This is a genomic window from Brevibacillus panacihumi W25 (assembly GCF_000503775.1).
Lineage (GTDB): Bacteria > Bacillota > Bacilli > Brevibacillales > Brevibacillaceae > Brevibacillus > Brevibacillus panacihumi_A.
Genome location: NZ_KI629782.1, coordinates 1,434,179 through 1,446,520, shown reverse-complemented (window position 1 = coordinate 1,446,520; position 12,342 = coordinate 1,434,179). Strand labels below are relative to the sequence as shown.

At 42.2% G+C, this 12,342-nt stretch carries 11 protein-coding genes; 6 read left to right on the top strand and 5 right to left on the bottom strand.

The window, feature by feature from the left end; translation table 11 throughout:
* Positions 1 to 106: 106 nt before the first annotated feature.
* Positions 107 to 1,399 carry an NCS2 family permease gene (locus tag T458_RS36240; RefSeq protein WP_023555922.1) on the top strand — a complete coding sequence of 431 codons (1,293 nt, stop codon included), beginning with the start codon at positions 107 to 109 and terminating at the stop codon, positions 1,397 to 1,399.
* Between the two features lie 481 nt (positions 1,400 to 1,880).
* Here T458_RS36240 and T458_RS36235 read toward each other — a convergent pair whose 3' ends face one another.
* Both T458_RS36235 and T458_RS0128560 read right to left on the bottom strand, forming a co-directional pair.
* Positions 1,881 to 2,546, bottom strand: a complete 666-nt coding sequence (locus T458_RS36235) for a hypothetical protein (RefSeq protein WP_023555921.1) — start codon at positions 2,544 to 2,546, stop codon at positions 1,881 to 1,883.
* 19 nt (positions 2,547 to 2,565) lie between these two features.
* Positions 2,566 to 3,111, bottom strand: coding sequence for a papain-like cysteine protease family protein (locus tag T458_RS0128560; protein ID WP_023555920.1), 546 nt, complete (start codon positions 3,109 to 3,111; stop codon positions 2,566 to 2,568).
* An 803-nt stretch (positions 3,112 to 3,914) separates the two neighbouring features.
* Here T458_RS0128560 and T458_RS0128555 point away from each other — a divergent pair.
* Together T458_RS0128555 and T458_RS36225 are read left to right on the top strand one after the other, a co-directional pair.
* Positions 3,915 to 4,430, top strand: a complete 516-nt coding sequence (locus tag T458_RS0128555) for a ferritin family protein (protein WP_051410029.1) — start codon at positions 3,915 to 3,917, stop codon at positions 4,428 to 4,430.
* Positions 4,431 to 4,596: 166 nt separating this feature from the next.
* Positions 4,597 to 5,277, top strand: coding sequence for a queuosine precursor transporter (locus T458_RS36225; protein ID WP_023555918.1), 681 nt, complete (start codon positions 4,597 to 4,599; stop codon positions 5,275 to 5,277).
* Positions 5,278 to 6,054: 777 nt separating this feature from the next.
* Here the strand turns inward: T458_RS36225 and T458_RS36220 are convergent.
* Positions 6,055 to 6,663 (bottom strand): hypothetical protein, encoded by a 609-nt coding sequence (locus T458_RS36220; protein WP_023555917.1) that lies wholly within the window; start codon positions 6,661 to 6,663, stop codon positions 6,055 to 6,057.
* Between the two features lie 19 nt (positions 6,664 to 6,682).
* Positions 6,683 to 7,198: a matrixin family metalloprotease gene (locus tag T458_RS36215; RefSeq protein WP_023555916.1), complete on the bottom strand. Its 516-nt coding sequence runs from the start codon at positions 7,196 to 7,198 to the stop codon at positions 6,683 to 6,685.
* 52 nt (positions 7,199 to 7,250) lie between these two features.
* Here T458_RS36215 and istA point away from each other — a divergent pair, with 52 nt between their 5' ends.
* Positions 7,251 to 8,732: an IS21 family transposase gene (gene istA / locus T458_RS36210; protein ID WP_252989790.1), complete on the top strand. Its 1,482-nt coding sequence runs from the start codon at positions 7,251 to 7,253 to the stop codon at positions 8,730 to 8,732.
* On the opposite strand, the gene T458_RS36205 is transcribed toward istA, so the two are convergent.
* Positions 8,716 to 9,839, bottom strand: a protein-coding gene (locus tag T458_RS36205) for an IS3 family transposase (protein ID WP_144083812.1) whose coding sequence is annotated in 2 segments (ribosomal slippage) — positions 8,716 to 9,590 and positions 9,590 to 9,839 — 1,125 coding nt in all. Because the reading frame shifts where the segments join, the coding sequence is not laid out codon by codon here. The two genes, istA and T458_RS36205, sit on opposite strands and share 17 nt — an antisense overlap.
* A gap of 211 nt (positions 9,840 to 10,050) precedes the next feature.
* Here T458_RS36205 and istB point away from each other — a divergent pair.
* Together istB and T458_RS36185 are read left to right on the top strand one after the other, a co-directional pair.
* Positions 10,051 to 10,818, top strand: coding sequence for an IS21-like element helper ATPase IstB (istB, locus tag T458_RS36195; protein WP_023555913.1), 768 nt, complete (start codon positions 10,051 to 10,053; stop codon positions 10,816 to 10,818).
* Positions 10,819 to 11,314: 496 nt separating this feature from the next.
* Entirely contained in the window at positions 11,315 to 12,265 is a 951-nt protein-coding gene (locus T458_RS36185) for an IS4 family transposase (protein WP_051410028.1), read from the top strand.
* The last annotated feature ends 77 nt before the right edge of the window (positions 12,266 to 12,342 follow it).

Genomic DNA, 12,342 nt, shown 5'->3' with positions numbered 1-12,342 from the left:
ATGAAAATGATATGAAAGATAGATGTAACGGATATTTTTCATATTGATAAGGCTATGATAGCATAGTTCCGTAGCTTCATATGGAAAAGAAAGAAGGGAACAACCTGTGCGTACGTGGCTAGAAAAAGTCTTTCACTTACGCGCTTGCGACACGACGTTTCGACGGGAGCTCATGGCCGGAGGAGTCGGCTTTATCACCGTTGTCTACATCATTGCCGTAAACGCATCGATTCTTGAGGACGCTGGAATACCGCTTGCTGCGGGGATTCTGGCAACAGTTCTGACTGCCTTTGCGGGCGCGATCCTGATGGCATTCTGGGCCAATGCCCCAATTATTTTGGTTCCTGGAATGGGGATTAACGCGCTCTTTACCTATACGTTATGTCATTCGATGGGGCTCAGCTGGCAAGAGGCGCTGGCGGCTGTTCTCGTCTCGGGTCTGATCTTTAGCGCCTCTGCCTTTACACGAGCAGCACAGCTCATCTCCAATGCGATACCGGCTTCGCTGAAGGAAGCCATAACGGTCGGGATCGGATTGTTCCTGACGTTCATCGGGCTGCAAAAAGGCGGATTGATTGTCACCAATCCTACAACTATCGTGGCGTTGGGAGACTTGTCCAGCCCGGCTGTAATCGTGACGATTGTGACGTTGATTATTACGCTGATCCTGTTTGTCCGCAATGTTCCGGGCAATTTGCTAATCGGGATTGCGGCAGGGACAGGTCTGGGGATCCTGCTCGGGGTAGTGGAGCCGGGATCAGGAGGCTCGTTTTCCCTGGCGGAGTACGGCGAGGTATTCGCTGGCTTCTCCTTCGCCGGGATCGGAAAGCTGACGTTCTGGATCGCGACTTTTTCACTGGCGATGGTGATCGTGTTTGAAAATATCGGCTTGATTCACGGCTATACCACCATGATTGAAAAGCCCCAGAAATTTCGCCGCTCATTGCAAGCGAACGCTGTATCTGCTGCTCTCTCCGGTGTGATGGGAACCAGCCCGACGGTCGCGACCGCTGAGAGCGCTGCGCTGATTGCCGCAGGCGGGAGGACAGGCATGGCGCCACTGGTGACGGGAGCCTTACTGCTGCTGTCGCTTGGGCTCTTGCCGGTGGTTCAACTGATTCCTGACGGAGCGATCGCGCCTGTACTGATTATTATCGGGGCCCTGATGCTGCAAAACGTAGAGAAGATCAATCTGAAGGATTTCAGCGAGGGCTTCCCGGCGTTTTTGATCATTGCGATCATTCCTTTGTCTTACAGCATTGTGGATGGCATCGCGTTCGGCTTCGTTGCGTATCCGCTGCTGAAGATGGCTTTGGGGAAAAGACGGGAAGTGCCAGCCCTGCTGTACGTGATTGCCGGATTGTTTTTATTGAATTTGATCCTGCCTGTGTTGGCTTGATGGGAGGACTTTGCGGTACGGGAGTTGATTCCAGGATGATGGCTGGAAGTGGCAAAAGGGCAGCCGGAAGCGGTCCGTTGCGCCCGGGCTTGATGAAGCTCGAACAGAAGAGAGAACGCTCGTCAAGCTGCTGTGAGTCGACGATTTGTCGTCTCTGTATGTACATTTCGTAGTAATTGCCAGAGCGATAATCGCCCGAATAATGAGGATTCGGACGTCACGTAACAGTGGTTTTTATCAAATCGGTTTTCAATGCTTTAATAGACAGCCGGATCAGAAGCATTGTGACAAGTAAATAGACACGGCTCTCAAGGTTTGGTCGTCTCATCTCCCGCATGTAAGAAACGGAGGGGGAGAGGTATGGCAATTACACACGAGATGTTATCTCCCTTAGCGTTGAAAGCCACAATTTGTTGACGGAAACCCTAATACAAAAATAAAGGAGCTTTAAGCTCCTTTTTATTTTTGTAAATCAAAACGATTATTTAACTGTATAGCCTCGTGTGCCTTGATTATTTTCCTGAATTTCCTTCAATACATCAACAACTTTAGAAGATGATGTAAATTCTTGGTTAGACAGTGTGCCTTGAAAAAGTGGATTGTTAATCGAAACTACAGGTAGGACAAGCTCCTCTTTGCTATTTTTATCGACCAAATAGAAGGTAGGACCCGCCTTTACAAGTTTTGGTTTTTTATTTTTGGCTTTTTTGAACTTTTCGACGGAGACTTGGTATACTTCTGGGTTACCCCCAAATCGAACTACTTGATACTCTCCGTCTTCAAGGGCAATTGTCAGGAATGATTTAGATTGACCATTCAGATCATCTACTGTAAACTGCCATACGTCGGATTCCTCCGATATATCAAGCAGACTCCCCTTTTTATCTGCTTTTAATTTATCTCCGTTGACATAATGAATTTGATAACCTTCACCCAGAGTAACATCTTTAACTTCATCAGCGTCTTTATATCCGTATAATTCCGGCTTTAGGGATACCTTTGATTTAAATAAGTCTATCCCTTCTTCTGCTGCTTTCTGAACATCATCAGGTACCTCTGATTTAGCTCCAGTAGCAGGAACTACCAATAGAGACAAAATCAACAATGTAACTGGAATTATTTTTGAAAATAAAGATTTTTTGTTCATAATCAAAAACCTCCTCCGTTTAGTTCATTTTGTACAAGGTTCCATCCCAAACATGATCAGAAGAGGATCCTCCCTTAAACCATGTATATGTTTCTGTGTAATGTGATCCATCCAAAGGGTCCATATATTCTACATAATTTTTTGATCCCTCATCATATCCATCAATGACTACAGCATGTCCGCCGCCGGAATTCCAAGACCATCCTGAGTAAATTGGTCGCTCGTGGACATATATTTCATTTTTAATTGATGAAAACGATAAAGATGATGCTGTTCTAGTACTGGTTACGCCCCAATTATCTAGTCCATCTTGTGCCTCTGCATCCGTCCCGCCTTGATTTACAACACTCCCTTTAACAGCAATGACGACTTCGCGCTGGGTAACAGTTTCCCCAAAGTAATCCAGAATTGAAACATCTGAAGCTGCCCAACACCAATTACTTCGCTGTTGAGCTTCGCCAGCAACACCTATCGAGTAGAAGTCAGGTGCTGCCAAAACTTGAGGCGAATATGAAAATAATGCTGCTAAAGACATGATTGTAATAGGTATGCTTTTAATTCTCATGAAATGCTTGCCTCCTTATATTTCCTAAATAACCTTAACAAGTAAGTATTATATATGGTAATTTTAGGAAAGTAAACAGAAGAGAGTATATTTTTGGAATATAAACAAATATATGGATGATAATTGTAATAAAAGGTCGATCTTACCTTAGAGCACAGGAAATCGGCCTTATTCTTGCAAAAAGTGATCAGTATAAAGTTAATCCAAACGCAACCTAACGACAGGTTGTTGGAATATTGGGTCTTGATAAAACGAACGGCCTTTTAGGCACGAATTTTACAGGAGATGGTGAAGTCTTCTTGTATCCAGGTACGAAAAAGCATGTGATGAAACATCACCAGGGTATATTGGAAGCCTTTTCTGTGCAAGGAACCGAAAACCTTGTACAGACAGTCTTTTTCATGAGTGAAGGGAGGAATGTACATCCTGGAGAATGGACAAGCTGCTTTGCTCTAGGACCATCGGATACTGCCTTGTTTTTTCAGGTGACAATTGTTGTACTTGCTCATAGACCGCGGCAGAGGCGTAAAAGTTAATCAGCAGAATGGACGAGCTGTTGCAGTAAGTCGGTTTGCTCGATACCGACGGGAATGCTGTTCATATGATCGATGCCGACCTCGGCGACTTTTCGCAACCCTAAGCCAATTGGCTAAGGAAAAACTGCTTCGTGTCTCTCGCCTATGCATTCACTCGCATGGCGCTGTCCTTGCACTGAACGCCGTGCCTGAATTTTCCACGGAAAGGCTCCATTCGAAAGAAGTGCGCATATCCTGAAACGAAAATGGGCAAAGGAGAATGTCAGTATGTCTATGAATCCTGTATGGTACCCCCCTTTCGTATATGCAGGCTACGATCCGTATTCCTATCCTGCTCCCTTTCCGTATCTGCCTGTAGCTGAGACACAAAATGATGGGCTCCAGCTCGTCTTGCGTTTGATCCAGGAATCAATCGCGGATGAGCGGCATGACGAAATGTTTTATGATTATCTGCTGAGTGTCGCTCCAAGCGAGAAGGATAAGCAAATCATCACAGGCATCCGAAATGACGAGCGAAAGCATAATCGATGGTTCCGTCAAATATACACCGAATTGACCGGCCAACCTCCGCAGGAGATGCCGGAGAGGGAAGAGTTCCAAAAACCGGAGAGCTATTTGGACGGAATTGAAAAAGCTCTAATGGGCGAATTGAAGGCGTTTGAAAAGTATCGGGTCATTTATCAAAACATTCCGGAGCAATTCCGCGACACGATTTTTGTCATCATGACAGATGAGATGAAGCATGCCAGCTACTATAATTTTTTGTACGCGAAAAACAAATAACGGCGATTTGACAGCCCGTTGTAAAGGAACGGTATTATCCCGGTGCCTGTGCGCCGGGTTTTTCATTTGCCAAAGAAAATGAAAAACCGTAGAATGACAGCATGCCCGCATCAGGGGTGCAGATTCTACAGCTTTTGCGAGCTAAGCCAGGAGGCCGTTTTACCCGATGTACAATCTAACTCTCGGAGTGCTGTTTGCGCTCGTCAACTTTGGACTATTTCTTCTTTGTTACCGCATGTTTGGCCGAATGGGTCTTTATGCGTGGGTTGGGGTAGCTACCGTTCTCGCCAACATCCAGGTCGTGAAGACCATTGAAATGTTTGGACTCGTGATGACGCTTGGCAATACGATCTATGCGTCGATTTATCTGACAAGCGATCTTCTCAATGAGAAATACGGTGAAAAGGCGGCGAAAAAAGCCGTCTGGTTCGGTTTTTTCACCCTGATCGCGACGACGATCATCATGCAGTTGGTTATTCTTTTTGACCCTACGGAGACAGATATAGCCCAGCCGTCGCTGGAAGCCTTGTTCGGATTGATGCCGCAGCTGGCCTTGGGCAGCTTGTGCGCCTATCTGCTCAGCCAATTCGTCGACGTGAAAATCTACACCTGGCTGAAGAAAAAATGCCCGCACCCCAATCAATTGTGGATTCGCAACAACGGCAGCACCATGATCAGCCAGTTGCTCGACTCCTTGACGTTTTGTACCATCGCCTTTTGGGGACTCTATCCCTTCGGCGTCTGGGCCGAGATTCTTTTGACCACCTACCTGATCAAATTCGTCGTCTCTGCTGCGTCGACGCCAGTGCTGTATATTGCAAGGAATATGAAAGTTCCAGAGGAATGAAAAAGAGGGGAGTTCCTAGGTAGTTTTTATTAGCTGCCTGGGGAACTCCATTTTTACTAATAATTGTTACAATAAAACTCACTTCAAGTTGTCATCTAAAAATTTTACGTAATATTCGGGGCATTTTGAGGATTTTTTTGCAGAGTAAAAGTCTCTAATTTTACAAATACAGAGGTGATGACCTATTTTTTGATCCGGTATTAAAGGTTAACAGTAACTTGATTAAGGTAGATTATTTTCGTTTCCTTCTATAAACTAGACGTAGAATCTTCTTTGTGACAAGAACAAAAAAGAACGCGTCGATTCGGTATTTTTATGATCGTTCTGTTCCCGAGGGTAGCCCTATTAAACTACCTTTTGGCTGGTGATCCGTTTTTAGCTATTTGAAAATCGAATCACATTCAGAAAAAACTAATTATTATACCCAGGATTTTTTTATGCAACGCTAGCTGACAAATAAATCTATATCCTCGTCTAAGAGTGACAAATCGGCCCAAGTAAAGTTGGGGCAATGAGATTATTATCCAACTTTTTTCTTTCTGTTATTTCACTCATGAAGCATAAATTTGTACGACTGGCGGCAACGTCTCCATTGATAACCATATTTCACTTTATAAAGATTATTGCTACTTAGGCAACATATCATTAAGACATAAAAAAATGACTCCTGATCGTTACAGAAGCCATTTTTTTATAAGTCTGGATCACATTGAATGAAAATCTTGATTTTAGTAACAACTAAGGTACAGTATTATCAAAGCCACTTTGAATAGCCTGTTAATTATTCAAACTATTTTCGAGTGTACTTTCAAGTTCATCAAGACTTTCAATTTCTTTATATTTCTCATTTACAACTTTAATTTCTTGACTACTAATGTTATTTTTATTCGACTTATTTTTTATTTCAAAGATTCCCTGGGCTCCACCCTCGATTGCATATGCACCATCTTTCTTAGGATAAACACTTGGCTTTAAAAATAAGACATACGACTCTCCTTCACTTACAGTAAATTCAGAATGCTGAACAACATCATCGATTTCTCCTTCTAGTATACGAACTAATATCTCATCACCTGATTTTACATCTGATCCTTTGTAGACTTTCTCTACCTTGAATACCTTATTTGTATAAATTATTTCGTCAAAATCTTCATCTTCTCCTTTTGCATTGTCATATACTACCTTTTCAACTTCTTTTATATCAACAACCTTCCCTTTAATAACCAATGGTGCTTTAGTAGCTAAGTCTTCAACATTTTTGTAATTAATCTCAACAGTACTTACTGTTGCGACAACTTTGTTATTCCCATAACTATATAAGGAAAATATTGTGGCCATAATTATGTTAGCCAGTATACCAAAGCCTAACATTTTTTTTAATTTCATTTCGGTTACCCCTTTCTTTTTATGGATACATTGTTTGAGCCGCATCTATATCTTCATAAGACAATTTGACTTTTTTTTCACCATAGTCTATATATCCATACATCATAGCATCAGAATACATATCATCGTATGTGTCCCTCAATCTAAACCAATGCCCAAATTCATGAATCGCCACGGTAAGAGCATCCAATTCATCTGGATCAGGGTCTGCTAGGATAGCGGTGTTCCATTGTTCTAGTTCATTAAAGTAGGTATTAACTTCTATAATCTTATTGTCTGTACTATATATTTGTGTAACCGCTGGATTATCTAGTTCCCTCATACCCCAATCATTAAATGATGTGCCAGAATATTCAAATTCTAAACTTGATACACCATTCCAAACCATAACCCCAGCATGATCAACGGCATTTTTAAATCCTCTGCTAAGATCACTTCCAAGATCATACGTAACTTTTGTATTGCTCCATTTTGTAACTGCTAAACTAAATTCAACAGTATCCGCCAAATAGAAATGAACACTTTTTTCTTTCACTTGGTAACCCAGTTAAGCTATGATTACTTGTTCAACATAGCTTGGCTGGGGGATGGGAAAGGTGGAAAAATTACTGTTGTATCTTCAGGTTCATCAATTAAAAGAGCAAGGATTTAAGGTGGCAGCCATCGCAAGGAAATTGGATCTGTCGAGGAACACGGTCTATAAATATCTAGATATGACTTTTGAGGAGGCATCAGATTGGGTCAATTCCCTTGGTAACAGAAGCAAAAAGTTGAATCCCTACCGGGATAGGATTCTCAGTTGGTTACATGAACATCCAGATCTGTCTTCTTCTCAGGTCGAGGACTGGTTAAAGGAGAAATATCCTTCCATTAAGATTGGAGGAAGCACAGTTCGATCCTATGTTAGTGAGCTAAGGGAAATATACCATATTCCGAAAATTGTACATATTCGTGATCACGAAGCAGTGGACGAGTTGCCAATGGGCCAACAGGCTCAAGTGGATTGGGGAGAAGTCACGGTTAAAAATATGGAAAAAAAGGACGTGAGATTATACTTCATCACTTTTGTTCTCTCCCACTCCCGTTTCAAGTATGTAGAGTGGCAAAGCAGACCCTTTACCACAAGGGATGCAATCAGATGCCATGAAAACGCATTCGTATTTTTCGGAGGAATGCCAGAGGAATTGGTTTATGACCAAGATCACCTGATCACCGTAAGTGAAAATGCAGGAGACATTATCCTGACGAGTGAATTTCAGTCTTATAAGCAAGAACGTGGATTTCGCCTTTATTTATGCCGCAAGGCAGATCCGCAAAGTAAGGGCAAGATAGAAAACGTAGTGAAATTCGTGAAAAGAAACTTTGCCAAACACAGGGTTTTCTCCAATATCGATGCATGGAACGAACGGTCTCTGGCCTGGCTATCACGGACAGGCAATTACAATGTGCACCATACAACAAAAAAGAGACCGGTTGAAGTGCACGCCCTCGAAAAGCAACACTTGAAGCCAGTCTCTCCCCTGCTCTCTTTCGAGAGCAACCGTGGATCCAGTATAACAAGAACTGTCCATAAGGACAATGTGATTAAATATAAATCCAATCGGTACTCCCTTCCTTTAGGGACATACCGTCCAAGGGGAGAGAATCAAGTATTTATCGAGATTCATGAAGAGGAACTGATTGTCAGAGCAACTCCGCAAGGAGAAGTTCTTGCACGACATCGGCTTTGCCACGGAAAAGGAGAGCTTATAAAAAGTAGACAGCACTCACGTGATCGATCTAAAGGGATTCATGCTTATAAGGAGACCATTATCCGCCAATTTCACGATCAAGAAAAAGCAATGCTGTTTATTCATGAGATAAGCGTTCGGTATCCGAGGTATGTACGTGATCATTTGCAAATCGTTCAATATGCCATCACCCATTTCCAACCTGATATTGAGGAAGCCTTGGATGTATGTGTAAAAGACCATTTATGGAGTGCAAATGACCTCCGGGATGTTGCACAGCACCTTTCCCGACTAAAAGATACCATGGATTGTCAACACCTGACTAGACAGATTTCTTAAGTGCCTTCTCTTTGTACGCTAATGGGCTTAGATATCCTAGTGTGGAATGAATCCTTGCTTCGTTAAACCATTTGACGTATGTTCCTAGCTCTTGCTTTAACTGAGATAGCGATTCAAATTTGCGATTTCTCACGAACTCGGCTTTGATCAGCTTAAAGGTTGCCTCCGCAACTGCATTGTCATAGGGACAGCCTTTCATACTCAATGAACGCTTGATCTTGAACGTGTTGATCACTTCATCAATCGTGAGATTTCTAAACTCACTGCCACGATCTGTGTGAAAAAGCTGGATTTGGCGTAGATCTCCTTTTACGCTTGCAAATGCTTGATAGACTAGTGCGGCATCTTTAAATTTTCCGCAGCTGTAACCGATGATCTCCCGATTAAATAAGTCCACGAGCAAACAAATATAGTGCCATTTATTTGCGACCCGAACGTATGTCAAGTCACTCACAACGGCTTCCAGTGGTGCTTCTTTCGCAAACTCGCGATTCAGTTCGTTCTGGATCGGCGATTCGTTACATGACGACATATGCGGTTTATACTGCGCCACTGTGTAGACCGAGACCAGGCCGTTTTTCTTCATCAGACGTCCAATGCGCCGTCTGGAAACCGTCATTCCCTCTTCTTGAAGTTTTGCTTTGATTTTCCTTGCTCCATACACGCGCTGATTCTCTTCAAAAATACGGATAATTGCTTGTTCTACTTCATCATTGACAGATGATTGCTCATTACTCTCGTAGTAGTAGGTACTCCTATTGACCTGAAGGATCTTGCACATGGCCGATATGGGATACTTATGAGCGTTTTGCTGGATTACCGTTAATTTCGTCCGAAGATCAGCGCTGCTTGCTTTAAAATATCGTTTTCCATCTTCAACCGTTGGATTTCCTTACGCAGCGCTCTGAGTTCCTTTTCTTCCTCGGTTCGGTTGTCTTTTTCTTTGAAAGAACCTGTTGTTCTACTCTGTTTGACCCAACGGTCAAACGCAGATGCACTCAGATCATATTCTCTCAAAATATCTGCACGCGGTTTCCCATTCTCGTAAAGTTGAACCATCTGCTGCTTGAACTCGTCTGTAAATGACCGACGCTCACGTTTCTGCATGACATTCTCTCCGTTCCTTGTCGATTTGATTTCAATCTACTAGACCTTAAGAGAATTGTCCAATTCAGTGTAGCCGATCCACCAAGCCCTCCTCAGAACCTCGTTTCGATCAAGCAATACCAAGCAACTTCCGCAACCTCTCCGCATTACAAGCCACTTCACCAACGAGGGAAATGGATAAATATTTAAAAATACTAGGGGGCATTTGACGTTGAACAGCACCGTACAGACCATGCAAAATTACTTCCGCCATCTTCGGATGGCGGAGACAGCCAATGAACTGCCTGAATTCCTTCGTAAAGCTGAAAAATTCTCTTGGACCTATCAGGAATTTCTAGAAGAACTCTTAACCTATGAATTGAAACGGAGAGAAGCAAAAAATGCGGAGAGGAGATTGAAATGGGCCAAGTTTCCCTATCAAAAGACCTTGGATGAATTTCAGATCGATGAGCAAAAGTCAATCAGTTCCCGCCAAATCAAACAGTTGAAGGAACTGAATTGGCTAGAACAACAGTACAATCTGATCCTTCTTGGTCCTCCAGGAGTGGGCAAAACCCACATTGCAATTGGACTTGGGTTAGAAGCGATACAAAAGGGTTTTCAAGTTACCTTTTCAACCATGGGAGAGTTGATCCATCTATTGAAAACCCAAGAGTACCTCACAAAATCACAAACGCAGCTTAAAAGAATAAACGAATCCGATTTGGTCATTATTGATGATCTCATGTATATGGCAATGGATCAAAGGGAGGCAAACCTATTTTTCCACCTCATAAACAACCTGTATGAACGAAGTTCAATCATATTAACATCCAACAAAGGACCCGAACAGTGGGGAGAATTAATAGGTGATCAAGGAATTACGACGGCTATATTAGATCGATTGCTTCACAGAGTGGAAGTGATCCAACTAAACGAAGACAGCTACAGAATCAAATACAGGAGCTCTATTTTCGGAGAAAAAAGTGTTCAAACTTAATGAGCAAAAAGTGTTCAAAACTACTTGACGGTTACACATTTCTGTTTTGTTACCAAAGGACTATCTCCTACGCCAGCTAAAGCATCCTTAATGATAAATCCATTGGTAACCAAGGTTGCAATAAATACAATACTCATTAACCTAATAGAATTGAATGATTTTAGCATTGGTAACCTCATAAATAGATACACCCCTTTTTTAACTTTTTTCCATTTTAATACAATAAAAATCATTATTCAACATATTTTGGTATTTTCCCACCATTTTGTAAAAACTCTCAGATTAGATTAATCGAGTTAATTAAGTTTTGTAGAGTATTCATTCATTCCTTATCACTAGCGTTGCATTAATCTAGTCAAAATACACAAAAGACTCGGTCTTGTTCTCACTGAAAATAAAAATATCCTTTACAATGGAATGGTCAGGTAGTTTCTGTCCAAATCCACTGAAAGGATAAGCGCATGGACAAGAATACCTTACTCTCGTCATTTGGTAAATGGGTTTCTCCCATTTTTCGAAAAAGTTTTATCAAGATCTAGCTTTGAGTGATCAGGACAAGTACGTAAAAAAGCTGACTACTCCGGCTTATCTGCTGTTATTCTTGCATGCCCAATTGCAACAACGAAAAGGATTACGGGCGATTGCTGACGATACATTAGGGAAAAAATTTCAGCGAGAGCTAGGCTTTGCGTCGATCAGTCCTTCGCAGCTTTCACGCAAACATCAACAGACCCATTCTGAACTGCTTCAACGTGTTTTTACGGATTTGGTTCAACGGATTCGATTATGTTCGGTACCTCCTACTATGAAGCGAGATTTCCGTATTGTGGACTCGACCACAATTCCACTGTGCCTCGAAAGGTATAAATGGGCGACGTTTCGTGAGACAAAAGCTGGGGTGAAACTCCACTTTCGGTTGGCATTTTCTTCTCCGGAAGACGTCTATCCAGAAGCTGTTCAGATGACCTCAGCCCGCTCTCATGACCGGACTCAACTAGATGCTCTTGTAAACAAATCCGGCACCACGTATGTATTCGATCGGGGATTTATTGACTATACCAAGTTTGATGAGTATTGTGACCGTAGAATCTTCTTTGTGACAAGAACAAAAAAGAACGCGTCGATTCGGTATTTTTATGATCGTTCTGTTCCCGAGGGTAGCCTTATTACAAGGGATTGTATCGTAGAGTTGGGAAAACAACAGAAACGAATGAAGCATCTTCTACGCCTTGTGGAGACAACGGATTCACAAGGAAATCCCATCATGTTAATCACAAATCGGCTGGAGTTGTCAGCACAAGAAATAAGTGAGATGCATCGTAGTCGCTGGGACATCGAAATCTTTTTCAAATGGTTGAAGCAGCATGTGAAGATCACTTCATTTTATGGAAAGAGCCAAGAGGCACGGAACTACCTTTTGGCTGGTGATCAGTTTTTAGCTATTTGAAAATCGAATCACATTCAGAAAAAAATAATTATTATACCCAGGATTTTTTATGCAACGCTAGTGACATTATTTATATT

Excerpts from the sequence above, each read along its gene's own strand:
- T458_RS36235 (WP_023555921.1), bottom strand. The coding sequence starts at position 2,546 with ATGAACAAAAAATCTTTATTTTCAAAAATAATTCCAGTTACATTGTTG.
- T458_RS0128560 (WP_023555920.1), bottom strand. The coding sequence starts at position 3,111 with ATGAGAATTAAAAGCATACCTATTACAATCATGTCTTTAGCAGCATTA.
- T458_RS0128555 (WP_051410029.1), top strand. The coding sequence starts at position 3,915 with ATGTCTATGAATCCTGTATGGTACCCCCCTTTCGTATATGCAGGCTAC.
- T458_RS36225 (WP_023555918.1), top strand. The coding sequence starts at position 4,597 with ATGTACAATCTAACTCTCGGAGTGCTGTTTGCGCTCGTCAACTTTGGA.
- T458_RS36220 (WP_023555917.1), bottom strand. The coding sequence starts at position 6,663 with ATGAAATTAAAAAAAATGTTAGGCTTTGGTATACTGGCTAACATAATT.
- istA (WP_252989790.1), top strand. The coding sequence starts at position 7,251 with ATGGGAAAGGTGGAAAAATTACTGTTGTATCTTCAGGTTCATCAATTA.
- T458_RS36185 (WP_051410028.1), top strand. The coding sequence starts at position 11,315 with ATGGGTTTCTCCCATTTTTCGAAAAAGTTTTATCAAGATCTAGCTTTG.